The organism is Pseudoalteromonas piratica, from assembly GCF_000788395.1.
Classification (GTDB): domain Bacteria; phylum Pseudomonadota; class Gammaproteobacteria; order Enterobacterales; family Alteromonadaceae; genus Pseudoalteromonas; species Pseudoalteromonas piratica.
The window spans coordinates 1,274,615-1,298,834 of the sequence record NZ_CP009889.1 but is presented as its reverse complement, the minus strand read 5'-3'; the positions used below and the strand labels follow the sequence as shown (position 1 = coordinate 1,298,834).

Genomic DNA, 24,220 nt, shown 5'->3' with positions numbered 1-24,220 from the left:
AGTCATTGACAAGGATTCTCATGAAACTTCTTTTATCTCTGGCAATACTATTTGCGCCAATAATTGCTCAGGCAAATGCTAAAATTTCTTACTTAAATGTTGATGGCAACAATGTCCATTTTACGTTAGCAGCCGATAAAACGCATACAATCCCCAGTTGTGCAATCGCTGAAACCAATCAGCACTATGGCGTTTCTTTGTTAACTGAAGCAGGCCGAGCAATGTATTCGCTGTTAATCACTGCGATGTCGAGCAAACAAGCGGTAAGTGTCGTGAGTGGCAATGACTGTAACGATGTTGCTGGGGTTGAACGAGCACAGAGTATTAGTTTAATGCCAGATGTTAGTGCCGCTGGAGGCTCAGCCAAAGCCATGTACTTATACAAAAGCGATGGTGTCACAAAGCTTGGGCGTATTTATAACTCTGAGAATATTAATCATTTCTATTACTTCCCGTTAGATGATAATACAAAACTAAGAGAATATAGAAATACAATTTGGACGATATATTACAGCCCTCAACACCAGCTATATTTTAGCGAAACGGAATGTCAGGGAGCTGCTTTAGTTCAATATCATGGAGCGAATACTCCAAGATATGTCAAAAATATTGGCTATAACGATGGGAATTTGCTTTCGGCTACAGGTAGCAGCTCCTATTATAACTTTAAAAGCATTAAGAATAATAGTGGTGAATGTGTTTCATATAATTATCCTAATCAGCGGGCAACAATAGCCACACCTCACCAAGATCCTATCTGCGGCAATGGCCCATGCATATTCAAGGAAGAATAACCTGATGAAGCGATTGTTAACTTTGGCTTGCACTGCATTAGTGGCATTGCCAGTATTTAGTCTTCATGCCAGTACCGTTGATTACATCAATGTTGAAGCGGATGTCTTGTATTTTTCTATCAATTCTTCAAAAACAGAAGCTAGCCCTGAATGCGTTTCTGTTGCAACGAATAACCGTTGGGCGGTGGCGCTCAGTACTCGCTCAGGTCAAATGATGTATGCGACTTTACTTACTGCGGTAGCAAACCAGTTATCGGTCGAGGTAAAAACTGCGGGAGATTGCAAGCACGCGCCCGGTATTGAACGACCACGATCTGTGGCGTTAATTGCAGATCAGGAGCCGTAACATGACAAGGAATAAATTACTAAAGCTGTTAGGCTTGGCCAATTTACTTGTGTTTAGTTTTTCAGGTTACGCGTCGATGGGGTGGCTACCAAATGTTGTTCACTACATTAACGCAGATACCCCGCTGTCGGCACCGCAACCTGAAATAGCACTAATAAGCAATAACTTTCAAGAAAGTTCATTGATTGATTGGCATAACTTTGGCGGCGAAGGGTATATCTATACCTTGTCTTTTCAGTTGGCAGGTAGCAATGAGTGGGTAGAGCTATATCAAGGTGAGCAAAGTTATTTTGCTACGGCTAACACCTTAGCGTCGGGCACCTATACATTTCGCTTAAGCTGTGATGGGGTGCAAGGTTGTCCAGCCGAAGGCTATATCACTAGTACTATCGACATTGTACAAAAACCCAGTTTTGTCAATGCAGAATTTGATCACCAACAACAAAGCGTTCACGTTTATTGGAGTGATTTAGCCCAAGTTGCTGGTTACACCGTTGAGCAAACCGCAGATAATGGCCAAAGCTGGCAAGCGATGAACCCTGAGCAGGGAACAGGAGTTGAATATCAGGGTGATAACTATTCTGGGCAAATTCATACCCAAAACCACGTGGTATTATCTAACGAGGTGGTTACTCAAGGTATTCAAGCGGCAAAAGCATTACACAAACAATGGGTTAACGCCAAGAAAACCCAAGCTTCTGGGGCAGATAACACCCGCCAAATGACGAGTTCAGCAACCAGCACTAATAGCGCTTATGAAGTGGGCTCAGAATTACAATACCGAGTGCGCGCCTGTGCAACACAGCAATGTGGCGAAGATGAATACTCGAAAGTATTACCCATTGTTAACTTGAATGGATTAATTTCAGATCCTGGCTTTGAGCAAGGGCAAGTGCAATTTGAGGCTGATGTCGGGGCAACGCTCGCTATTGATAGTAGCGCACCAATCAACCAACAAAAAAGCTTAACCATTGATTTAAAAAATTACGGTTTAGTACAGTATATTCATCGATATGCAGAAGAAGATTATCCTATTTTAAACGGTGCAACTATCACTGGCCGTTTACGCATTAACAGTATTGATAAAGACAGCCGCATTAGCATTTTACCGATTGCTTATTACGATGGTTATAACCATCGTGTTGAAGGGCAAAAACTTGAGTTTGACGCCAGTGATATCGGGCGAAATATTCAACTTAAAGGCGCTGTGTGGTTAGACAGTGAAGATAAGCCTGAAAATAAAATTAAGCGTTTATATTTTTCAGTGCGTTTAATGGACGAAGGGAGCGCTAATATCACCTTAGATGATGTGCAGCTTTACGAAGGTGGTGGCTTAGCACAAACAGACCCAACATTAACGTCGTATTATTCTAACTATTCGGGTTTAGTGAAAACGGGCTGGAGTCAATTTTATCAACCCAATGCCGTATACCATCTTGAGTATAAGGAACGTAAGCAGTCCGCGTGGCAAACGTTTTATAAAGGCGTTAATACTGAGTTTGAAAGCGATGTGCCTTTAGAAACGGGGATTTATGATTTTCGTATTGCCTGTTCAGGGATAGGTAATTGTCCAGAGCCTGGCTATGTTACCGCGACAACTGTGATCGTTCGTGAACCATATCATTTAACTGTAAAAGTTGATGACAATAAGACTTATCTCGATTGGTCGGAAACTGCATCTGCACTAGGATATTTGTTAGATAAAAGTACCGATAACGGGGTAAGTTGGCAGCCAGTTACGCCACAAAGCGGCGATCCTCAACGCACCTATACTGCAAATGATGGTGAAACTTTAACCACATTAACAGTTTTTGATACAACTGCATTAGCTTTTACTGGCGTAGCAACAGCTGGGACTAAATACCGTGTTAAAGCGTGCCGCTGGGCAGGTTGTAAAGGGCGTTTTCGGGTATCGAACGGCATTTACTCATTCACGGAAAAGCCATTAACGGTAAATAATTTTTTTGTAGATAAAACCTCCATTGAGCCAGGTGAGTCGATTCAATTATTTTGGGAGCGACCTGATAACTACAGCAAAGATTTTTACTATCAACTTCATGTCACTAAGCCAAGTGGTGATGGGTATCCTACTGTGCCAAGATTTTTATGGGAAGATAACGTTAAGGTTCATGCCATTAGTCGTGGAAGAGATACTGGTATTCAACGCATCGGCACTCAAACTATCGATATTCGAGCATGTAATGCACATGGCTGTAGCGAGCAACTTCAGCAAGTAGAAGTGACAGTGCAAGGGCCACCACCTGCACCGCATACGTTTACCGTTGATAACGCTAATATTACTGTTCGAGATATTGTTAGTTTTACTTGGACTATGAGTCCAAATTACCAAGAAGCAGTGACTTTTAATCTTGGGGTGCTTAAGCCTAACGGTAATGATTTTGTCTTTTTGCAAAATAGTGAGGCGACAAAGCACAATCGTCAAATTAACATGCCAGGTAAACATCAGTTTTATCTTGAAGCTTGCAATGCTGATAAAGGCTGTGGCAATGACAAAGCCAAACTCAATGTTTATGTTTCAGGGGTGATGCAAAGCGGTAATACCCATTATGTAGTGATTGCCACTGAAGCTGGCGTGCGTTATTTGTCATTAATTCAAGTCAATGATGAATGGCAAATTAACTCATTAACTGAAGATGCATGGCATGCCTTGGATGCTTATAGCAATTTTAGTTTGAGTAGTTATTCTGTAACGGTTACAGATTTGAGCCAAGACGGTCTAGTGGATATAACCTTATCCGATGGCAGTAACGATCTTGTGCTAATTCAAAATAGTGATGGTGATTTTGTAATTACTGAACCTGACGGCGTCACGATTCCATTACTTGAAAAAACTGAAGGTACATTAACCTGGTCAATCATCGCTAATGCAGAAAGTTATGAACTTCAGTATTACGCATGTGGTGAAAGTTGTGGCAACTATATTGAAATTAATTGGCAACCTGCGCAACCTGCGCAGTCTGACACAGCAACTTCATATATTTTACCGGCCGATGAAGTAAAACGAGCCTACCGTGTTAAAGCCTGTTTTGCCGATGAAAGTTGTACTGCATGGAGTAATGTTTGGGAACCATTATCTAAAAAGAAAATTATCTATATCCACACGGATTTGTTAGGTAGTCCAGTTGCCGAAACACTATAGTTGGTTACATTACTCTTTTTTCAATATTTTGATCAAAATAAAAATGTCGCGTTTAAATATCGGAACACCAACAAATAACAAAGACTCCCACTCTAATTTGATTTAGTTTGGGTGTTTTTTTATTTATCGAGGAGTTCTTTTTTACTTCATTTGTGCTCATGTATGGCGTTTCCTAGAAAACAGCAGGAGAGCTTGTTGACACACCATATTAACATTGTATTCCTCGTTGTGTACGCAGAGCGTTTTTATGTGGCGAAGATAAAGTATTATGCAAGAGTTATGATTACCTAAGGGGTGGGTGAAAGACAAATTACTCGCACTCGGTAAAGTACTTTGCATTGATTTAGGCGCCTATGCAGTGATGAGTAACCAGCAAAACATCGGGAATGTTTTACAACAGCGCAAGCTGGCCCTATAGAGCGAAAGGCAGGATGCCTGAAGTATACTCATATTATATTATGCGTTGATGAGAAAATAGCATACCGTCTCAATCAAAAGCCGTTATTATTCGTTGCATAAGTTGTTACTAAAACACCTCTTTAAATGAAATATCCATTAAGCCATTCGCTGAAGCATATTTTGAACTCAGTTAGTAATGTTTTGCTTTTTTCACTCTTTCTAATGATTATTCCCAATAAAAAGCCCACAACAGAGTGTGGGCTTTGGTAGGTTAGACAAGTAATCAGATTTTTACAGTAGCGTCGTCATCAATGTCTGATTGAGAAAGCTCCTTTTTCTCTTTGCCTCGTCTAATAAGACCTTTGATATCTTCCAATGCCACGTACTGACATGGAATTAATACTAGTGTAATCACCGTTGCAAACAGTACCCCAAATGCCAGCGATACCGCCATTGGCACTACAAGCTGAGCTTGTAAGCTGGTTTCACTTAAAATTGGAATTAAACCAATAAACGTCGTTGCTGATGTTAGTAAAATAGCGCGGAAACGTTTACAACCGGCTTCTACCACAGCGTCTTTAAGTGCTACACCTTCTTTTCGCGCACGGTTCACAAAGTCCACCATAACTAATGAGTCATTTACAACTACACCCGCCGCAGCAATGATACCGAACATCGATAGTGCACTCATTGTCATGCCTAAGAACATGTGGCCAAACATGGCGCCAATAATACCAAATGGAATAACCGACATAATCAGCAGTGGTTGCGAGTACGAGCGAAGTGGAATTGCCAGTAAGCTATAAATAACCATTAACGAGATAATGAAGTTTTTCATTTGCTCCCAGATAGAATCCATTTCTTCTTGTACACGACCTGTTAAGTTCGTAGTGATACTTGGGTATTTCTCAAGTAATGTTGGAATGTATTCTTCACGAATATCTTCAGCCACTTTGAAGGGTTCTACTTGTTCAGCGTCAATACTCGCCCACACGTTAATTGTACGGCGCGCATTTTCACGGCGAATGCTGCTTACGCCATCAACCAGTTTCACTTCAGCAACTTCAGAAAGTAGCACTTCAGCACCTTGAGGGGTGATAATGCGTACATCATGAATTCGGCTCACCGCGTTACGCTCTTCTTCTGGGTAACGGATCATTACGCGTACTTCTTCACCGTCACGTAAAATACGTTGCGCTTCAAGGCCGTAAAAACTAAAGCTCACTTGTGATGCAACATCCGCGAGCGTTAGGCCTAAACTATAGGCTACAGGTTTTAGTTCAAACTGCACTTCATCGGTCGCTGTTTGCATTGAATCGTTCACATCCCCCACACCTTTAATGGTATTGAGGTGAGCTTTTAATTCAGCAGCAGCTAAACGTAGTTCAGCCATGTCTTTGCCTTCCAAGCGGAAGCTAATATCGCCATCATCACGGTCATTGCCACCAATGCTGTCACGAATATTAAGTGTTTTTACTGCTGAGAACTCTGGCATTTTGCTACGCCAGCGATCAGCTAGTTCAAAGGTATCCATAGGGCGCAGATCTGGGTCGACTAGTTTAGCCATAATACGTGCACCGGTGCGGCCTTGTAGGCGAACCGAAATATCTTCAACCATCTTTTGACCAAACTCTTGTTCGATTAGTTTGTCTTCGTTCAAGATAAGCTGTTCAACTTGCAGTGCGGTTTCAAGGGTAGTGCGTTCTGCGGTTGCTTGCTCCATATCAATATTAATATTGGCAAAGTCATGGGGGATTTTTGGGTTGGCAACAAATTTAACGAAACCACCTGCGAATAATCCGCCACTGATAATCATTAAGCCAATAAATGCGAAGATAACTGGGTAACGGAACTCAATGAATTTAACAATCATTGGACGGTAGTAGTTATCAATAAAGCGTTTTAACCCGCCATCTAAACCCTCACGCATACGGTGAAGTGGATTTTTAGGGTTGTGCGGTTTTAACTTCATCTTCGCTAAGTGCGCAGGCAAAATCAGTTTAGATTCAATGAGTGAGAAAATTAAACATAAAATAATTACGCCACCAATTGATTTGGATACAGCGGCTTCAGGACCAGTATCTAGCATCATTGGTAAGAAAGCTGCAATAGTGGTTAACACACCAAAGGTTGCAGGTACGGCAACGCGTTTTACACCACGAATCACATTTTCGGTTGAGTGGCCGTGCTTTTCAATTTCACTATGGGCCGACTCACCGATGACGATGGCATCATCCACCACAATACCCAGTACCAATATAAAGGCAAATAGCGACATAATGTTAATGGTGATATCTAAGCCGCCTAAAGGCATAAATAGCAATGCACCCAGGAACGACACAGGTAAACCCATCATTACCCAAAACGCGAGTTTGATGCGTAAGAATAGCGCTAAGCTGAGAATAACTAATAAGCCACCCCATGCCATGTTTTCAATCATCATATTTAATCGACCTTCAAGGTAGTAGGTCATATCAACAAACGATTCTAGCGTCACACCCTCAGGAAGTTCTTTTGCTTTTTTATCAAGGTAGGTGTTAATTGTATCCGCTACTTTAGTGATATCTTGATCTTCTGATGCACCGATAAAGAAGGTGCGCGAGTTATCACCATTAAATTTAGAGAATTGAATGCCTTCTTGGAAGCCATCGTTAATCGTGGCTACGTCACCTAATAAGATCTGGCTACCATCAGGTAAGCTAAGTAACGGTAGTTTTTCAAACTCATTACCACGGTAAGCCTGGTTTTCAACACGCATTGAAATATAGCCATTTTCAGCGCGAATTTGACCCGCTGACATATTTGCTGAGGATGCACGTACCGCATTGGCCACATCTCTAAATGTTAAGCCATATTCACGTAATTTATCAGGGCTGATTTCGATGCCGATTTCATAGCGTAAGCCACTGTAGTATTCGGCAATATTAATTCCTGGTAAGGCAAGTAACTCATCGTGTACTTTAGAGCCTAAATCTTTTAAATCGCGTTGTGATAACGGTCCGTGCAGCGATAAAAACATCACTTCTTGGCGGTATTTTTCCTTCGCAACAATTGGGCGCTCCATACCATCAGGAAACGTTGAGATGGAGTCAATTTGCATTTTAACTTCATCTAGCACTTCTTTGGTGTCGTAGCTTTCATCGATGCGGATCCATGTTTGTGAAAAGCCGCGATTAGAGTAAGTGATCAAGCGCTCTAAGCCTTGCATCCCCTCTAATGCCTCTTCAATCTTCATGGTTATCCCTTCTTCTACCTCTTGTGGGGCAGCGCCAGGGTATGCAACTTGAATTGACATCCAGCTGTTTTCAAATTGCGGAAACATTTGTTTGCGAATGGTCATGGCAGTAAATAAACCGCCCACCAAAATGATGATCATTAACAGGTTTGCAGCAACAGGGTTGCGAGTAAACCATGCAATGATACCTTTATTTGTATCGATCATGGTTTAGTCCTCTTTTTTCATCGCCAATTCTGCAACCGGTTGTGCAGGTTTTGCAGCCTCTGATAACGCCGCATTAGACAATTTCATACCAGCTTTAGGGCGCTTAATATTAGATGCAATGATTTGTTCGTTATTAGCAAGATCACCTTTTACAATGAAGTCGCGGCCTTCTTCTCGCAGCACTTCAACGGCACGGTAGGCTAACACCCCATCTTCTAGCACAGCAATTTTGCCATCCTTTACAAGGTGAGACTTAACGCGGCTAACGCCTTCAACAGATAAACCTGAAATAGCAGCATTAACATACGAACCGTAACGAAGTGGGGTATTATTTGACACTAGGCCGTAAGGGTCTTTAATTTCAGCAACTAAGTACGACATACGGCTCTTGTTATCTACTTGACCTTCGCTGCGTACTACTTTTGCTTGCCAGTGATGTAATTTACCTTGGAAATTTGTTACCAAGTCAACATCAGCATCAATACCGCCTTGCATTAAGAATTGTAATTCTTTGTCAGCTACCGGTAAGCGAACTTCGGCATAATCAGTGTTACTTAATTCGCCAATAGGGCTGCCAAAGTTAACTACCGAACCCAGTGCCACTGTACGAGCAGTAATGATTGCGTCATAAGGGGCTTTGATGTACGTGCGCTCTAAATTGCGTTTAGCACGTTTAACACCTGCTTCTGCAGCGCGAAAACGCGCAACTTTTTCAGCTAACTGTGGTTTACGTAGATAAAGCTCAGTTGGCACAAATTCGTTTTTAGCACTTTCTTTGATGCGTTCCCATTCTGATTCAGCAACGCGTTTTTGTGCGCGCTCTAGTTCGAGCGCTGCGCGTGCTTGCGCAAGACTTGCTTCAGCTTCTGTCAGTGCCGCTTCGTAATCATTTGGATCAATACGCGCTAACACATCGCCTTCTTTTACAAACCCACCTTTAACAAAGGCTTCTGAGATTTCAGTAACTTGCCCTGTAACTTGTGCAGTAAGTGATGTGTGGTATTTCGGGTTAACCAGTCCGTAAGAATTAACGTTAAGTGTAATTGTCTCAACGCTATTATCTTCAACTACCACAACTGGAATTGACTCTTTTTCTTCTTTCTTTTCCGGTGGCTTTTTCATCGCACCTAAACCAGCTGCAATGCCCACAGAGCCTAGCAAAACGGCTAGGGTGATCCCGGTCAGTTTTAGTTTGCTCGCCATTGTAAATCCCTACATTTTTCTATTGATGACGCGCTTACTATAGAAAAGAGAATGTTTATAGAGATGACCCAGATGTAACAAACTGTGTTTATTACATGATAATGATTACTAATAAGCTCATAACTATATGAAATATATAATTTCTAAACTTAATTTAAAGATTGCATAAATACATATTTTTTTACAATTAACTCGTTTAACTGAAGATATTGTTGAATTATCGCAAGCGCGCACAGAATGTTTTATACTAGCAGCGAGAAATTAAAGGGGTTAAAACGTGGAGTGTCGTTTAGGGTGTGGCGCATGTTGCATTGCACCAAGTATCTCATCTTCAATTCCAGGTATGCCACTTGGCAAACCTGCAGGTGTACGCTGTGTGCAATTAGACGAAAACAATCTATGCCGGTTGTTTGGTGATAAAACTCGACCAAAAGTGTGCTTAGACTTCAAACCAACCGAAGATGTGTGTGGTAAAACGAATGATGAAGCCATGAAGATTATTAGTTATTTAGAAGGTGCTACTTGATACACCAAATAAGAAAAGATACAAAAAAGCCATCTAAATGATGGCTTTTTTATCATACCTGAACTGACTTACATAAGTTCTGGTGGGAAGTTTGATAAAATTTCAGCAATAAGCTCATTCGCAACTTGAGTGCGCTGTTCAGGTGATTGGTTCTTTTTAAGTTTGCCGCCTTTCGCACCACGCCACACTAAGGCTTTTTCGTTGCGATCAATCACATCAAGCACTAGCGTACCCACTTCATACTCACGCGTTGATGTATGAGTTTCATAACCTACACCCCAATAACCCCAGCGTGCGCTGTAAGGGTGTCCCATGCCAGCATTGTATGAAATAGTATCAACGTCAATTTTCTTTTCGACTGATGCATGGTAATTGATTAAAACGTCAGCTTGAGTCGATGCAACTTGTGAAAAACCTTTCGCTTTTAGTTCGCGTGTTACCGCTTCACGAACGCGCTGTTCCATAAGCGGGCTAATTTGGTAATTGGTTGTATTTTTTGCAAGATTTGCATTATCAACAAATGCAAAGGTTTTATAACTTGCAAAATTGGCTGTGCGGTCATAATCCCAATCAGGGGTTTTGGCACAGGCAGCTAAAAGTAATATGCCACATGCTAAAAAAAGGTTTTTCATAATCAAGCTCCTTGGCTAGCTAACAAATTTGTGTTTTGCTAAGGAAAGATAACATAGAAATTAAAAACTGTAATCTCTATCCTAAGGTAAAGATTACAGCTTTTAAATTAATAGAGAATGAACGGGGAAATAATGAATAACAATTGGACAAAACAAGCATTTGCTAAAATTGCTGCAGACTACACTCGTTCAGCTGATACCCATTTAATATCGTTTAGTTTAAATGCCTACCCCAATATTGATTTTTATTTTAAAGATGAAAGTACCCATCCTACCGGTTCGTTAAAGCACCGTTTAGCACGTTCACTTTTTTTATATGCGCTAAGTAATGGTTGGATCAATGAAAGTACCCCAATAATTGAATCTTCGAGTGGTTCAACCGCCGTCTCTGAGGCCTATTTTGCTAAGTTATTGGGCTTGCCTTTTATTGCTGTTATGGCAAAAACCACAGCGAAAGAGAAAATAAAACAAATTGAATTTTATGGCGGAAAATGTCATTTAGTTGAAAACACAACGCAAATCTACGCAGAGTCTGAACGCTTAGCCGATGAACTCGGCGGTCATTATATGGATCAATTCACCTATGCTGAGCGAGCAACCGATTGGCGTGGAAATAATAATATTGCTGAGAGTATTTATACTCAAATGGCAAACGAACCCAATCCAATTCCAAAATGGATTGTAATGAGCCCTGGTACCGGTGGTACTTCGGCCACTATCGGTCGTTACGTGCGTTATCAAGGTGTTGATACGCAATTATTGGTGGTCGACCCAGATAATTCCGTTTTTTATGATTTTTATAAAAACGGTGATAACACTTTAACAAACCAAACCGGTAGCCGCATTGAAGGTATTGGACGACCGCGGGTAGAGCCCTCATTTATTCCGGGTGTGATTGACGACATGCTAAAAGTACCAGATGGGCAAAGTATTGCGGCAATGCAGTGGTTAAGCAGTTTACTCGGACGCAAAGTGGGGCCATCAACAGGCACTAATTTAGTAGGTATGTTACACCTAGCTAATCAAATGCAAGAAGCTGGCGAGTCGGGCTCGATTGTCAGTTTAATTTGCGATAGCGGTGAGCGCTATTTAAATACCTATTATGATTTAAACTGGCAGCAAGCACATATTCCAATTGATTCTGAATATCAGAAATGGCTTTGTAGCTTAGTTTAAAGCATTTTTTTGCAATTATAATTTTAACTGTTCAAAATAAGCCGCTTATTGCGTCCTGAGAATAATAATGAACGATTCAATTTATACCATTATCCCGCCGATCGTGGCCATATTAGTTGCCATTTGGCGTAAAAGCGCGATTCAAGCGTTATTGGTGGGGTTAGTACTTACCTACTTTATGTCGTCTAGTTTTGCACCACTCACTAGTATTTCAGCGATGACAACGGGTGTAATTGATGTGGCAACATCCACCTATAACCAACGTATTATTATATTTAGTTTATTAATTGGCGCTGTGCTGGCATTAGTGAATGCCAGTGGTGGTGTAACCGGCTTTATACATGCCCTTAATAAAAAGCACTGGGTTGATAACGACAGAAAAGCGGCGATGGTTCCGACCTTGATTGGTTCATCGATTTTTACTGATACCAACTTAAGTATGTTTACCGCGGGCCTTGCATCACAAAGCATTTTTGATAAATACAAACTATCGCGAGCACGCCTTGCATTTATTCTCGATTCTACCTGTTCGCCTATCAGTATTTTACTGCTAATAAATGGTTGGGGTGCGTATATTTTAGGTTTGCTTGATGGCTATAACCTATCAGATGAAGTCGGTGTATTGATAAGTACGATTGGCTATAACTTTTACCCGATTATTGTGGTGTGTGTGGTTTACTATACCGCGCTCAGTGGCCGTGTATTTGGCCCGCTGAAAGACGCCAACAGCATGGTTGAATCAAAGTTCGAAAAGAGCGATACCAGAGGCAAAGCAAGTTACCTAGTGGTACCTATGATGGGCATTATTTTTATTACTTTAGGCTTACTTTATTACACTGGTGATGGCGACTTACGCCGTGGCAGTGGTTCGTTTTCAGTACTTTGGGCGGTTGTAACGAGCTACCTAATCTTAATTTTAATGCTATTAAAAGATAAGGTATTTTCTAGTAAAGAGCTGTTAACGCACAGTATTAAGGGCATTAAAAATTTGGTGCCAGCCGTGATGGTTTTAGTGCTTTCGTTTGCCTTCGGCGATGCAGTAAAAGCCTTTGGTACAGGCACCTATGTTAGTGGTTTGATGAGCTCTGAGGTGTCTCTACTTTGGATTGCGCCGCTACTGTTTATTACTGCTGGGATCATGGCATTTGCTACCGGTACTTCTTGGGGAACCTTTGCAATTTTATTCCCAATAGCCTTACCAATTGCGTTACAAACAGGCATTGAACCAGCGTTTTTACTCGCCGCGGTGCTTGGTGGGGGAGTATTTGGCGATCATGCTTCACCAATTTCAGACTCTACAATCGTCGCGTCAATCGCCAGTGGGTGCGATCATATTGAACACGTTAAAACACAGTTACCGTATTGTATGGCGATTGCTCTAGTGAGCTTAGTGCTTTACGTTGTGGTTGGCAGCGTTATTATTTAAGTGAATGAACAGGGCTGTGTTTAAATGCCACAGCCTTAAAAAACATGTAATGAAAAGTAGTAAAATAATTATTTTATTGTGCGTTGTTGTAACACTGTTGATCTTAGAGATTTTTATATATAGCAATAGCTTAGATATTGGGTTTGAGTTTGAAACTGTTACTGAAACTCAGGAAAGTTATAACAGTATTCAAAACGCTCCAGTGAAGCTTTTGACAAGTAATAGAACAAGTAACAACGATGATCAGGATACGAACAAAAATACGAGTAAAGTCCCATTGGAAGGAAATTGGTGCCACGCAAAAAAGCAACTGAGTGAAGAAGACTATCAATTGTATAAAAGTGAGTTAAACAATTGGTATGAAGTTATAGGAAAATCAAGACTAAACGAAAATCCTTCTGCTTATGCTGATGAAGATTGGTATCCACTCAATGCCTTAGTGGCGCCGTATGAACATTTAAATACTGAGGAATTATTATCTTTGGCGTTGAAGGATAATAAATGGGCTAAAGTGGCTTATGTACAACAGACAACTAATCCAAAATATCGGCAAGAAAAACTTGAAATAGCTAAAGAGTTACTTGTTGAAGGAATGTCATATTACGCTTTAAGTTATTTTGTAAGAGATGAGTTAGTAATAGCTAAAACTATATATAAACAAACTAAATCGAGAGATAAAGCCAAACATCACATTGAAAATGCGTTAGCATTTGTGTTGTGGGGGTTAGAAAACGTAAATGAAAGTGGGCTAATTGCTTTTGGGGCGATTACTTCAAAGGAACCGTTCTTATCGTTTATCAATTTGGACGAGCACAATCGTGAGCATAATGAAAACATACGATTAAAATTATCAAAGATTAAGGAGTTGGTGTCTTTTCAAAGAGAGTCCAAAGGGATAGACGTTCAGCAGCCACCAAACGTTGCAGTTAAAGAATTTGAGTTTAATGTCGCAATTATGAAAAAGATTTCCCCTGAAGAGTTTAAAAAAGTTGAACAGTTTAATGTATCAGATGAGTTTTCATTCAACAAACTTAGTTGTTTAGAGAGAAATTTGTCAACATTGGCTGAGACAGCACCCATTATTTGAGTGTATGTTGTTTAACTAGTTGAAAGAAAAGTGTTGTTGATTATTTTATTGATGGTATGCCATTGTTTTATAAATCGATGCTTATTTAGATGGCTGTACCTGAGGCTTGACAATGGTTTTAGTGAATTGAACATAACAATAACAAGGATGCGATATGCAACACGAAAAAATTAATTATCTTGAGTTTCCAGCCAGCGATTTAGCTAAAGTAAAAGGCTTCTTTGAAACAGTGTTTGCTTTTGAATTTACCGATTATGGCCCGGAGTATACGGCGTTTAATAACGCAGGTATTGATGGCGGCTTTTACTACTCAAAGAATGTGATGGCAACAACTAAGGGCTCTGCACTGGTGGTGTTTTACAGTGAAAATTTAGCTGAAACACAAGATAAAATTATCGCTGCTGGTGGTAAAGTGGTGGTTGAAACGTTTGAATTTCCAGGTGGTAAACGTTTTCACTTTAGTGACCCCTGTGGCAATGAGTTTGCTGTGTGGAGTGATAAATAAAAACAAGCATTTGTTGCAAAAGGGCATGCAATAAGTAGCATGCCTTCTTTTATTGAGTATTGGATTATGGATGTGCTGCAGCACCACCGAATTCATTTGCTAGGTGATTAATAATTGCCACTGGATCGGTAATTGTGCGTTTGTCTTTTAAAATAAGCACTGGCAACCACTGATTATCTTCACCCAATAATTCAACCACTTGCTCTCTTGGTTTAGCAAAATCAATACGGCGAATATCCACATGCTCTTGCCAATGCAGGTTAAATTGCAATGCACCCTCGATCATGGCGCAATGAGAGCATACCCACATCTTTCCTGGTCCATCTTCAAATGGCATGTTTAAAATAAATAAAATTGGTTTCATTGTTTATTCCATTCAATCTGAGTGTTTATAACCATTCAAGGTTTTTGTAAGGGGAGTGTTTAAGTGCTTGCAAGCGGGTAGCCAGCGAGCCTACATGCACTTCTAATTGATGACCATCTGGGTCTAAAAAGTACAGAGAATCGCCTTCGCTTTTGTTGTTTTTCCAAAGGGGAATATTGTGCTGCGCTATTCGTGTTTTAAAGGCGTCAAAGTCAGCTTTAGCGATATCAAACGCGATATGTGAATAATCAGCTTGAGTTGACGGTTTATCAACATTCAGGCAAAACCATAAATCACCAACAGACAAATAGGCGCCGTTCAGCCATTTAACATGGCCTTTAAAACCGAGGATGTCGATATAAAACGCTAGGGAGCGAGGTAAATCGCTCACCGCAATAGTAATATGATTGAGCCCTAAAATCATTGTTGGCCAACCCGTAATTGGTTTTTTATCAAGTCGTTACTATAACAAAATGATTACTGGCTAACCTCTGTTTTTTCATCGAGCAATCCTGAGTTTGACGTTAAGTCTTCGCCTAAATAGCCGGCTAATAAATTCATCATGGTTTTTGGATTATCGCCTTTAGCAATATGCATTATTCCATCACGCACTAAGCACATATGGTGTTTTATTTCTTCTGCGCGCTCACCAAGTTTGTTCGCAAAAGGTCCTGTAATGCCATTGGCAATCAGTGCACCATACAGGGTCGTTAATAGCGCAACAGACATTTGTGGGCCGATGGTTTTTGGGTCATCCATGGCGATTAGCATGGCAACTAAGCCAATTAATGTGCCTATCATACCCATAGCGGGGGCAAGTTCAGTAAAGCTATTCATCACTTTAATGGCATCGTTATTGTTCTGTCGCGTATGTAAAATATCGCGATTCATTGTAAACTCAATGGCTTCAGGGCTGTGGCCATCCACTAATAAATTAATTGCTTTGGCCATAAATGGGTCGTTAATGGGTTTTTCTTCTAAGCCCAAAAAGCCGCTTTTACGTGAAACCTCGGCCAGTTCTACCAATTCATCCATGGTACTAAATAAATCGGGCGTGGATTTACTAAACACCCATTTAATGTGTTTGATGGCAGCAACGAATTTGGATAAACGGTAACTTAGCATCACCGCACCTAAGGTGCCGCCAAGCACAATACAAATGGATGATAAATTCGCGTAAGCTTCAGGTGCAGCGCCGCTGGCAAAAATACCAAATATCAGTGCCAAAATAATAGTTGATAGGCCAAAGCCACTTGCTGAATCCATAGAAACTCCTAAAAAGAGTGAGAAGGTTGAAGTTCGAAGGCATTGCCTTGTGAAATTGCGATTTCAACGCGGCGATTTTTAGCTCTGTTTTGCTGCGATGTATTTGGTAGCAAGGGCTTTGTGTCAGCATAAGCTGCAATATGCATACGGTGACTCTCCAGTTGGTTTGTACCAAGTAAAGTTTGCAGCACCGCATTAGCGCGTTTTGAAGATAATTCCCAATTGTTGCCATGCAGCTCGTTACTTACCTGCAAATCATCACTGTGACCCGAAACCGAAATTTGCCCCGGAATACGTCCAAGTTGTTCGGCAATGGTTGTTAAAACAGGTTTGAATCGTGGCTGTAAAAAGCTGGAACCAGAGGGAAAACTACCACGCTCGTTTAATCGAATAATCAGTTGCTGTCCAAGCATTTCAAGTTCAATTAACTCGTTTTCAATCTCGCTTTTTAGTAAGTGTTCGAGTGTTTCTTTTAGTTTAAGATTGATTTTAGATGCTTCATTCTCCGCTTTTTGCGTTTGTAAATTACGCTGTTCACTGTCAGTTGTGAGCTGTTTTACAGACTCAATGGGGGTAGGTTTTGGTTCTCCTGGTGAAAACTCAGTGGCGATAACTGATGTACCTTTTGGTATGTCTTCTAATATCACATCAGATTGCACACCAAAGGCTTTTTTCATTGAACCTGCAATGTGTTTAAACTTTTCAACATCCATTACGGAATAAGATAACAGCAAAACAAAAAAACACATGAGCAGTGACATTAAATCGGCAAACGTCGTCATCCAATTCGGCGCACCTTTAGCTTTTTCATCAATAAAGTCGTGATTTTCCATGATGATACTTCTGCTTTTGTTAACTATCAGATTGCCAGATATTGGTGTGCTCTGAACGGAATCGTTTGGCAATAACATAGCAGCTTGGCAGCACTAAATAGAGCACACTCAGCAGCATGCTTGCGAGAATAGGCCCAGTTTGGGTTGCGGCATAATCATAGTTATTAAGCAAAAACATCCCATAAAGGTAAGGCATTAAAACCAGTGCCACACTGCTTAAAATAAGTGATTTGAGCTTGGCTGTTTTACTTAAATAGTGAATAGCAAGAAGTGAAGCTGATGCTAGGATCAGTGCTGGTAGGTGAATAAACAGTCCAATAAACTGCCAAATACCTTCATTGGTACTTTTCATAATGTATTCGGGTGTGCCTGACCAAAATGCACCTTCCAACAGGGCGAGGTGAATATTGCCATTTAAAAGTGATTGCCAAAATCCGTCACTAAAGCCATCAACGTTATCCATGCTGCTTAGCCACATTACTAGTAGGGCTATAATGGTAAAAACACTAAGTCCGATACTAAAGATAAAGGCTTTAATAACATGTGCATTCGTTAACAGGCGATTAAAGGCGGCCTTGCCACTAAGGTAGGTTTGCAGCCAAAACCAGCGGTTAGCAATAGAAAGGTTTTGTTCTTTTAGTACAAAATACTCTTCATATAAATCGCCTAACAACGCATCTTGATGGTGCTTCGGGGTGAAACGCTCGATTAACCATGCAGCGAATTTTGGCGGGGTAGAGTTATTATTAGCCATGATACTTACCGTTTATACTTCAAAAGGTTGATTTGGAACGTTTTGCCAAAGGGTATCCATGGCGTCTTTTGCCCGCTGTAACGCATTTAATCCATCATTGGTCACTTTAAAAAAACGTTTTGGACGACCGCCGCGTTCGGGGGTTGCTTCCCCTAGTTTTGATGACACTAAGCCTTTCTTTTCAAGACGTTCAAGGGTGGCGTAAAGTGCGCCTAGGGCAACCGTGCGTGCAATTTGTTGGTCTAACAGTTGGCGAATAGCTGCGCCATACGCGTTATCTTTTAGCTGCAATAAAGCGAGCAATACCATTTGCTCAAACTCACCTAAAAATTTATCACTTTTACCCACAAACCACCTATAAAAGCCATTAATGCTTAATTTACTACAAAATAGGTTTTTAAAATAAAAGATGCAAATAGTTTTTACTATTTTGTAGTAAAAACTGAAAAATGAGTAAAAGGTATTAGCTAGCTATCAATGAAATAACGAGCAGTAAAAATAAAAAACAGGTGCAATGCACCTGTTAAAGGGAGGGGTGTTTAATATTATTTATTAACCAAGTTGCGCCATAATGGTTGATAATTTATCGGTAAATTCGCTGTTAGTGATTTGGCCTTTTTCTACATCAAAGTTATCGAAAAAGCTTGGTAGTGAAAAACTGCCTTTAACATCCATCGCAAAGAAACCAGCGGAACCTGTTGCTGCACCTAAGACACTTTGCGCACCACCTGGACCCGGTGATGTTGCCATTAATACCACAGGTTTATCTTGGTAAACTTTCATATTAATGCGAGATGTCCAATCGAATAAGTTTTTGTAAGCCGCTGTGTAAGAGCCGTTATGCTCAGCAAATGAAATTACAACCGCATCTGCATCACCGATTTTTTTGTAAAAGGTTTGTGCTTGCTCGGGAATACCGCCTTGTTGTTCACGATCTTGGCTGTAAATTGGCATCTCAAAGTCGTTTAAATCTAAAATTTCAACGTCTGCATTCACTAATGATGCTGCGTATTGTACTAATTGCTTGTTAATAGACTGACTGTTGTTTGTTGCTGCAAATGCTAAAAGTTTCATAATGCTCTCCGACACGAATTCTAAATAAGTAGTTACCTTGACTTGTTGAATATAAGGTTATATTAATTCCTTAACGACATTAATATCTCTAAAATTAAAATACTGTTTCCATATGGCTAATAATATATTTGATGGTATTCCCATCTTTGTGCAAGTAGTAAAACTCGGTGGTTTTGGCGCAGCGGCCGAAGCAATGAATCATTCTAACTCTCATGTCAGTAAAGTCATTAGTAAGTTAGAAGAACGTGTTGGCGTTCGTTTACTAAATCGTACAACGCGCTCAATTTCACTTACGCCAGAGGGACAAGTGTTTTTTAATCACTGTGAACAATTGGTTAATGATACTGAGCAAGCATTACAATCGATCTCGCCAAGTGATGAAAAACCCAAAGGAAGCTTAAAGGTGAGTTGCCCACTCGGCTTAAGTAAGGGGCTGTTACAACCTGCATTGTCGGAGTATTTATCGCTTTATCCCAATGTCAGTTTGGAATGGAACATTAGCGATGAAAAAGTCGACCTAATAAACGAAGGTTACGATTTAGCCATTCGTGCTACACCAGCACTTGATGACTCAACCTTAATTTGTAAACGACTGACCAGTGTGCCGACCTATACCGTTATTAGTAAAAAATATATTGAACGGTATGGTAAACCCCATCATCCACGGGAACTTTCTAATCATCATTGCATTTGCTATAGCAACTTGAAAAAGGCTGATAAATGGGAGTTTATTGATAAAAATGGCAGTGAATTTACAGTGCCCGTAAAAGAACGCATTCGCTGCAATAACGGCCATATGGAATTAGCAATGGCGTTAGATGGCCATGGCATTGTTCGGTTACCTGAGTTCTTTTTAGCTGAGGCATTAGAAAACAAGGATATTGAAGTACTATTTGCAGATTTTCCTGCAAAAGAAGTGCATGTCTACGCGGTTTATCCTAGCCGAAAACACTTATCGCCCAAGGTAAGAAAGTTCGTTGAGTTATTGCAAAACAAGCTGACATAAACGCTTTTTTGATATGGAATAACAAGCGCTTAATAAAGCTGTTCCTTTTTTGCTTGAGATGCGTTTTACTGGGTGTAAATTAGTCAAAATTGTGTAAAGGAGAATACAGTATGAAATGGCATTGGATGATGGCGAGTGTGGTAGGACTGTCGTTGACTGGGTGCTTCTCAGAAAAACCAACACAAAGCGATGCTACTACTAAACCGCTTGCTGTAACTGCGGCTGATAAAATCTATTTCGGTGGTGATATATTAACACTGGACGGTGATGCGCCTGAATATGTAGAAGCAATTGCTACCCTTGGTGAAAAGATTATTTATGTCGGCGACAAACAAAGCGCCCTGTCCCATAAATTTGGTAAAACAGAGTTAGTTGATTTAAAGGGTAAAGCACTCTTACCTGGCTTTGTTGACCCACACAGCCATGTATATGGTGTGGGCTTACAAGCAGTCGTTGCCAATGTTTTACCGCCACCTGACGGTAATGCGAATACTGTTGATAGCATTGTTGAAATCCTAAAAGCTGCTGACCAAGATGAGACACAGCGTTTATTTATTGAAAAAACAGGCTGGATTTTGGGTTTTGGTTATGACGATGCCGAGCTTGACCGCTACCCAACTAAAGACGACCTTGATAAGGTGAGTACAGAAAAACCAGTACTTATTGTGCATACTTCCGGCCATTTAAGTGTGGCAAATAGCAAAGCACTAGAATTAAGCGGCATTAATGCAGATTCAAAAAACCCAGCAGGCGGTGTTATTCGTCGTATCGAAGGCAGCCAAGAACCAAATGGTGTGCTTGAAGAAAATGCCCATTTTGCGGTGTTATTTGGGCTTAATAAATTAATTGATCAAACCTTGCAAGATACGATGCTTGAGGCTGCGCAAAAGATGTATGCCAAATTCGGATATACAACGGCACAAGAAGGGCGTGCAACGACCGATGGTTATGAAGCGCTCAAGCGTGCATCTACTAAAGGTGAATTACTGATTGATGTGGTCGCCTACGCTGATATGGTATCGAGCAGTGACTTTATGAATTCACCTTATCATGGGCCGACTTATACTAATCATTTTCGTATTGGTGGTGTCAAACTGAACTTTGATGGTTCACCACAGGGCAAAACGGCATGGCTGACTGAGCCGTATTTTCATCCCCCTCATGGCCAGGATAAAGAGTATGCAGGTTATTCAACATTTAAAGATGAGACAGCCTACAATTATGTTGAAACTGCATTTAAAAACGATTGGCAGGTATTAACCCATGCCAATGGTGATGCGGCAATTGAGCAATTTATCACTGCGGTAGAAAAGGCGAATACAAAACTTGGCAAGAAAGATAGACGCCCAGTGCTTATTCACGGCCAAACCATTCGCCAAGATCAAATTGCACGATTAAAAGATGCGGGGATCTTCCCGGCGCTTTTCCCTATGCATACCTTTTATTGGGGAGATTGGCACCGAGATTCGGTGCTAGGTGAACCACGTGCCGATTTTATCTCACCAACCAAAGCCATGCTTGATGCGGGACTGATTTTCAGCAGTCATCATGACGCGCCAGTGGCATTGCCAAGCTCTTTTAGAGTGCTTGATGCAACGGTTAATCGCACCACGCGCACAAATAAAGTGCTTGGACCTGAGCAGCGCGTTGATGCCTATACAGGTTTAAAGTCAATGACGCTATGGCCTGCCTATCAACATTTTGAAGAAAATATTAAAGGCAGTTTGAAAGTGGGTAAACAAGCGGATTTGATTATTTTGAATAAAAACCCATTAAAAGTAGCGCCTGAAACATTAAAAGATTTATACGTAGAGCAAACAATTAGTCGAGGAAAAACAGTTTATTCCCGTTAAATTGTGGGAAAATGCATAATAAATGTTTCTACAAGAAAATAGGGATCGATTGTGATCCCTATTTTTATTTCATCTAATCGTTTAATAGCCCTACTAACTGGTTGTGCCTAAGCTTTTTAGAAACTGTAAACTTTGGCGCTCAGCATTTGTGGGGTGATATGGGGTTTTATTTAAACTATCAACTGGAAACTCACTAATCGTGAACGATTTTATTTCGCTATGGCCAAAAACACTTGGCTCTCCAGGTGCGGGTGACATTAATTCAATGACAAAACCATGCAGATGCATAGGTTGATCAGTGGCTTTCAACACTGACCAATGAGCATCTAATGCAATAGTTTGGCTGCCAGTTTCTAAGCGTTCTCGCGAGACTAAATGCGCAATGGGTTGCTCACCGATATACAAGTTGGCCCTAATGCGGTACATACCTGCTTTGTAAACTTTTAGCTTGGCGGGAATGGTCATTTTATCCCTGTTAGGCCAAGCGTTATCAAACCCCATCAACACAGCGCTCGGATTCATATATTGTAAGTGCGCAACAATCGGTACTTGCTCCGCATTAATTTGTGCCTCAGCTAAGATTTGCAAATTTCTCGGGTAATCTTCGCGGGCCGAAAATGAAAAGTCATAGCTCTGTTTAGCATTATTAATTCGTTGTGATGCCAACACTTTTTTGCTGTCGACGTCCATTAAACTTAATGTCACCGCGCCGATATTTTCGCCTTCAATACGCACAACTATTGGCTCTGGGTATACAAAGCGATATTTACTTAAACTTAATACCAAGTCAGCGCCATCGTTGTTAATAGGTACGGCGACAGGGTTAAACTTGTTGGGTTCTAGCCGGTCTGTATCAAGCGAAGTAAGTGGTTGCGAATAAGGAGGAAAATTCAGTGCGGCAGCATATTGGTGGGATACCTGTTTTGCCGCAGATTTAATGGATTCATCAAAGTGCTTTTTTGCTTGTGCAATCGTCAAATTTTGTTGGGTAACGTTTGAAGCTTTTGGTTGAACAGCTGGTGTTATAACAGATGCTTTTGCCGGTAATGTTTTAAATGTATTAGGTTGTGCAACGCTTTTATCAGAGAAAAACAGCCATATTAAAAGACCGAATACCGTAGTAAGTGCAAGTGCAATAATAGGTTTTTTCATAAAATATCACATCTAGAAATAGCCCTGCCAACCGCAAGTTAACAGGGCCCAGGGGTTAGGGAATCGCGTTATAAATTAATTCTGATGCGCTTAGCTGATCGGATTGATTAACAAGGCGATACTCTTTTTTCCAAAACCACGCGCCGGTTGTTTTTTCATAGCTATCAAATGACACTGTATTTGCAGCAATCCCAACACGATTAATCGCAACAGTTACATCACCACGATGTCTGCCATCACGAATATTATTATGACTGTAATTGTCAGACATTAACATTGGATAGTGATAAGGCATAAAACCAGATACAGCGTCGTTTTGAGTTTTGATTCGGCCGTTTGTGTCAACATCTGTACTGCAGCTACCATAAGCTGCAACACTACTTGCACCACATGCGGAATGAGTGGCTACAACGCCATCATCATTGCCACGAATAAATAACGAAGTTGCGCCAAAAAAGTCATCACCATCGGCAACAAAGCGTAAGCGGGGGGCTCTGCTATCGGGCATAGGCGCAAGGTTACGTGCGTTGTTTACTTTTAAGTCGTGTAATACACCCACTGCCTCATTAATATTGCTGCCTAGCCACCACTCGAGCGCAGCATCAACAAGTGGGTTCCAAGAGGCTGCCCCTGATAATGCACTGACAGCAATATCTGCCAACTCACTACCACCACCGGCGCCAGCTATATCAAAGGTTGCAACAATATTCAACGGCTTTAATCCGGCATTTTGCAACCAATTTGCTTGGTTGTCGATAATATAACGAGCAACTAAGTCTCCAGTTGAGTGGGTGACAAAAACGCAGCCTGCGTCACATAACCCTGATTGGGAAAATTGTTTTAGTTTGGGCCAAACCCAATCTGATGCAATTTTACCTTCAACACGTTCATAAGACGGCCAGTCTATACGTTCATCTGCCAGTTGATCCCAGTAAGATGACCAATAGTTAGCACCATCAGCTGTCACATCAGTGCCTGCTGCATTAAGTAATTGTGCGGGTTGAAATCCATGGATCAGGATTGTTTTATATTCTTTACTTGCTGCTGCAAAGCTTGTTGAAAGCGCTGCTGCGCATGCAAAGATACTGCTTAACGTGATACTGCTTTTATTTTTATTCATATCAACTTCCAAGCTAATTGTTGTCATTGTGTGTTTTTCTGGGTTGTCAGACCTCAGAGGTCAACTCAGTATTGTTACTAAAAATTAACAATTCAATGTTTT

Annotated in this window: 22 protein-coding genes and 1 pseudogene; 11 read left to right on the top strand and 12 right to left on the bottom strand. The window is 40.8% G+C overall.

The window, feature by feature from the left end:
* Nucleotides 1–20 precede the first annotated feature (20 nt).
* The 4 genes and pseudogenes from OM33_RS20500 to OM33_RS22850 form a co-directional block, all read left to right on the top strand.
* Complete coding sequence (locus OM33_RS20500; RefSeq protein WP_040136381.1) at nt 21–794, top strand: hypothetical protein; 774 nt, start codon at nt 21–23, stop codon at nt 792–794.
* A gap of 4 nt (nt 795–798) precedes the next feature.
* Nucleotides 799–1,140 carry a hypothetical protein gene (locus tag OM33_RS20495; protein WP_040136379.1) on the top strand — a complete coding sequence of 114 codons (342 nt, stop codon included), beginning with the start codon at nt 799–801 and terminating at the stop codon, nt 1,138–1,140.
* A gap of 1 nt (nt 1,141) precedes the next feature.
* Nucleotides 1,142–4,300, top strand: coding sequence for a hypothetical protein (locus OM33_RS20490; RefSeq protein ID WP_040136378.1), 3,159 nt, complete (start codon nt 1,142–1,144; stop codon nt 4,298–4,300).
* Nucleotides 4,301–4,462: 162 nt separating this feature from the next.
* Nucleotides 4,463–4,706: pseudogene (locus OM33_RS22850) on the top strand (transposase); the annotation flags it as partial.
* 276 nt (nt 4,707–4,982) lie between these two features.
* On the opposite strand, the gene OM33_RS20485 reads toward OM33_RS22850, so the two are convergent.
* Together OM33_RS20485 and OM33_RS20480 are read right to left on the bottom strand one after the other, a co-directional pair.
* Nucleotides 4,983–8,141: an efflux RND transporter permease subunit gene (locus OM33_RS20485; RefSeq protein WP_040136376.1), complete on the bottom strand. Its 3,159-nt coding sequence runs from the start codon at nt 8,139–8,141 to the stop codon at nt 4,983–4,985.
* Nucleotides 8,142–8,144: 3 nt separating this feature from the next.
* Nucleotides 8,145–9,344: an efflux RND transporter periplasmic adaptor subunit gene (locus OM33_RS20480; RefSeq protein ID WP_040136374.1), complete on the bottom strand. Its 1,200-nt coding sequence runs from the start codon at nt 9,342–9,344 to the stop codon at nt 8,145–8,147.
* A 277-nt stretch (nt 9,345–9,621) separates the two neighbouring features.
* On the opposite strand from OM33_RS20480, the gene OM33_RS20475 reads away from it, so the two are divergent.
* Nucleotides 9,622–9,870, top strand: a complete 249-nt coding sequence (locus tag OM33_RS20475) for a YkgJ family cysteine cluster protein (RefSeq protein ID WP_040136372.1) — start codon at nt 9,622–9,624, stop codon at nt 9,868–9,870.
* A gap of 68 nt (nt 9,871–9,938) precedes the next feature.
* On the opposite strand, the gene OM33_RS20470 is transcribed toward OM33_RS20475, so the two are convergent.
* Nucleotides 9,939–10,502 carry a DUF4136 domain-containing protein gene (locus tag OM33_RS20470; RefSeq protein ID WP_040136370.1) on the bottom strand — a complete coding sequence of 188 codons (564 nt, stop codon included), beginning with the start codon at nt 10,500–10,502 and terminating at the stop codon, nt 9,939–9,941.
* Between the two features lie 132 nt (nt 10,503–10,634).
* On the opposite strand from OM33_RS20470, the gene OM33_RS20465 reads away from it, so the two are divergent.
* The 4 genes from OM33_RS20465 to OM33_RS20450 all read left to right on the top strand — a co-directional run bounded on the left by OM33_RS20465 (nt 10,635) and on the right by OM33_RS20450 (nt 14,696).
* Nucleotides 10,635–11,678, top strand: coding sequence for a PLP-dependent cysteine synthase family protein (locus tag OM33_RS20465; protein WP_040136369.1), 1,044 nt, complete (start codon nt 10,635–10,637; stop codon nt 11,676–11,678).
* Nucleotides 11,679–11,745: 67 nt separating this feature from the next.
* Nucleotides 11,746–13,104 carry a Na+/H+ antiporter NhaC family protein gene (locus OM33_RS20460; protein ID WP_040136367.1) on the top strand — a complete coding sequence of 453 codons (1,359 nt, stop codon included), beginning with the start codon at nt 11,746–11,748 and terminating at the stop codon, nt 13,102–13,104.
* 49 nt (nt 13,105–13,153) lie between these two features.
* Nucleotides 13,154–14,191, top strand: coding sequence for a hypothetical protein (locus OM33_RS20455; protein ID WP_199922571.1), 1,038 nt, complete (start codon nt 13,154–13,156; stop codon nt 14,189–14,191).
* 154 nt (nt 14,192–14,345) lie between these two features.
* Entirely contained in the window at nt 14,346–14,696 is a 351-nt protein-coding gene (locus OM33_RS20450) for a VOC family protein (RefSeq protein ID WP_040136363.1), read from the top strand.
* Nucleotides 14,697–14,760: 64 nt separating this feature from the next.
* Here the strand turns inward: OM33_RS20450 and OM33_RS20445 are convergent, their stop codons facing one another.
* From OM33_RS20445 to OM33_RS20415, 7 genes are all read right to left on the bottom strand, one after another.
* Nucleotides 14,761–15,060: a DUF3088 family protein gene (locus OM33_RS20445; RefSeq protein WP_040136362.1), complete on the bottom strand. Its 300-nt coding sequence runs from the start codon at nt 15,058–15,060 to the stop codon at nt 14,761–14,763.
* 25 nt (nt 15,061–15,085) lie between these two features.
* On the bottom strand, nt 15,086–15,484 hold the full coding sequence (gene fos / locus OM33_RS20440; protein ID WP_040136360.1) for a fosfomycin resistance glutathione transferase: 399 nt from the start codon (nt 15,482–15,484) through the stop codon (nt 15,086–15,088).
* 53 nt (nt 15,485–15,537) lie between these two features.
* Nucleotides 15,538–16,326 carry a motility protein A gene (locus OM33_RS20435; RefSeq protein WP_040136359.1) on the bottom strand — a complete coding sequence of 263 codons (789 nt, stop codon included), beginning with the start codon at nt 16,324–16,326 and terminating at the stop codon, nt 15,538–15,540.
* A gap of 8 nt (nt 16,327–16,334) precedes the next feature.
* Nucleotides 16,335–17,159: a MotB family protein gene (locus tag OM33_RS20430; RefSeq protein WP_040136357.1), complete on the bottom strand. Its 825-nt coding sequence runs from the start codon at nt 17,157–17,159 to the stop codon at nt 16,335–16,337.
* 19 nt (nt 17,160–17,178) lie between these two features.
* Nucleotides 17,179–17,913, bottom strand: coding sequence for a hypothetical protein (locus tag OM33_RS20425; RefSeq protein WP_040136356.1), 735 nt, complete (start codon nt 17,911–17,913; stop codon nt 17,179–17,181).
* Nucleotides 17,914–17,925: 12 nt separating this feature from the next.
* On the bottom strand, nt 17,926–18,261 hold the full coding sequence (locus OM33_RS20420; RefSeq protein ID WP_040136354.1) for a PadR family transcriptional regulator: 336 nt from the start codon (nt 18,259–18,261) through the stop codon (nt 17,926–17,928).
* 204 nt (nt 18,262–18,465) lie between these two features.
* Complete coding sequence (locus OM33_RS20415; protein ID WP_040136352.1) at nt 18,466–18,987, bottom strand: NADPH-dependent FMN reductase; 522 nt, start codon at nt 18,985–18,987, stop codon at nt 18,466–18,468.
* A 112-nt stretch (nt 18,988–19,099) separates the two neighbouring features.
* Between OM33_RS20415 and OM33_RS20410 the strand changes: the two genes are divergently transcribed.
* Both OM33_RS20410 and OM33_RS20405 read left to right on the top strand, forming a co-directional pair.
* Complete coding sequence (locus OM33_RS20410; protein WP_040136350.1) at nt 19,100–19,993, top strand: LysR family transcriptional regulator; 894 nt, start codon at nt 19,100–19,102, stop codon at nt 19,991–19,993.
* A 110-nt stretch (nt 19,994–20,103) separates the two neighbouring features.
* Nucleotides 20,104–21,846 (top strand): amidohydrolase, encoded by a 1,743-nt coding sequence (locus tag OM33_RS20405; RefSeq protein WP_040136349.1) that lies wholly within the window; start codon nt 20,104–20,106, stop codon nt 21,844–21,846.
* A 93-nt stretch (nt 21,847–21,939) separates the two neighbouring features.
* Here the strand turns inward: OM33_RS20405 and OM33_RS20400 are convergent, their stop codons facing one another.
* Nucleotides 21,940–22,998: a hypothetical protein gene (locus OM33_RS20400; protein WP_040136347.1), complete on the bottom strand. Its 1,059-nt coding sequence runs from the start codon at nt 22,996–22,998 to the stop codon at nt 21,940–21,942.
* A 55-nt stretch (nt 22,999–23,053) separates the two neighbouring features.
* On the bottom strand, nt 23,054–24,118 hold the full coding sequence (locus OM33_RS20395; RefSeq protein WP_040136346.1) for a hypothetical protein: 1,065 nt from the start codon (nt 24,116–24,118) through the stop codon (nt 23,054–23,056).
* Between the last annotated feature and the right edge of the window lie 102 nt (nt 24,119–24,220).

Bases quoted from the DNA above. Each gene is read 5' to 3' on its own strand.
- OM33_RS20490 (WP_040136378.1), top strand. From the start codon at position 1,142: ATGACAAGGAATAAATTACTAAAGCTGTTAGGCTTGGCCAATTTACTT.
- OM33_RS20430 (WP_040136357.1), bottom strand. From the start codon at position 17,159: ATGGAAAATCACGACTTTATTGATGAAAAAGCTAAAGGTGCGCCGAAT.
- OM33_RS20455 (WP_199922571.1), top strand. From the start codon at position 13,154: ATGAAAAGTAGTAAAATAATTATTTTATTGTGCGTTGTTGTAACACTG.
- OM33_RS20395 (WP_040136346.1), bottom strand. From the start codon at position 24,118: ATGAATAAAAATAAAAGCAGTATCACGTTAAGCAGTATCTTTGCATGC.
- OM33_RS20495 (WP_040136379.1), top strand. From the start codon at position 799: ATGAAGCGATTGTTAACTTTGGCTTGCACTGCATTAGTGGCATTGCCA.
- OM33_RS20400 (WP_040136347.1), bottom strand. From the start codon at position 22,998: ATGAAAAAACCTATTATTGCACTTGCACTTACTACGGTATTCGGTCTT.
- OM33_RS20425 (WP_040136356.1), bottom strand. From the start codon at position 17,913: ATGGCTAATAATAACTCTACCCCGCCAAAATTCGCTGCATGGTTAATC.
- OM33_RS20485 (WP_040136376.1), bottom strand. From the start codon at position 8,141: ATGATCGATACAAATAAAGGTATCATTGCATGGTTTACTCGCAACCCT.
- OM33_RS20415 (WP_040136352.1), bottom strand. From the start codon at position 18,987: ATGAAACTTTTAGCATTTGCAGCAACAAACAACAGTCAGTCTATTAAC.
- OM33_RS20405 (WP_040136349.1), top strand. From the start codon at position 20,104: ATGAAATGGCATTGGATGATGGCGAGTGTGGTAGGACTGTCGTTGACT.
- fos (WP_040136360.1), bottom strand. From the start codon at position 15,484: ATGATTTTAGGGCTCAATCATATTACTATTGCGGTGAGCGATTTACCT.
- OM33_RS20460 (WP_040136367.1), top strand. From the start codon at position 11,746: ATGAACGATTCAATTTATACCATTATCCCGCCGATCGTGGCCATATTA.
- OM33_RS20465 (WP_040136369.1), top strand. From the start codon at position 10,635: ATGAATAACAATTGGACAAAACAAGCATTTGCTAAAATTGCTGCAGAC.
- OM33_RS20500 (WP_040136381.1), top strand. From the start codon at position 21: ATGAAACTTCTTTTATCTCTGGCAATACTATTTGCGCCAATAATTGCT.
- OM33_RS20410 (WP_040136350.1), top strand. From the start codon at position 19,100: ATGGCTAATAATATATTTGATGGTATTCCCATCTTTGTGCAAGTAGTA.
- OM33_RS20450 (WP_040136363.1), top strand. From the start codon at position 14,346: ATGCAACACGAAAAAATTAATTATCTTGAGTTTCCAGCCAGCGATTTA.
- OM33_RS20470 (WP_040136370.1), bottom strand. From the start codon at position 10,502: ATGAAAAACCTTTTTTTAGCATGTGGCATATTACTTTTAGCTGCCTGT.
- OM33_RS20435 (WP_040136359.1), bottom strand. From the start codon at position 16,326: ATGGATTCAGCAAGTGGCTTTGGCCTATCAACTATTATTTTGGCACTG.
- OM33_RS20445 (WP_040136362.1), bottom strand. From the start codon at position 15,060: ATGAAACCAATTTTATTTATTTTAAACATGCCATTTGAAGATGGACCA.
- OM33_RS20480 (WP_040136374.1), bottom strand. From the start codon at position 9,344: ATGGCGAGCAAACTAAAACTGACCGGGATCACCCTAGCCGTTTTGCTA.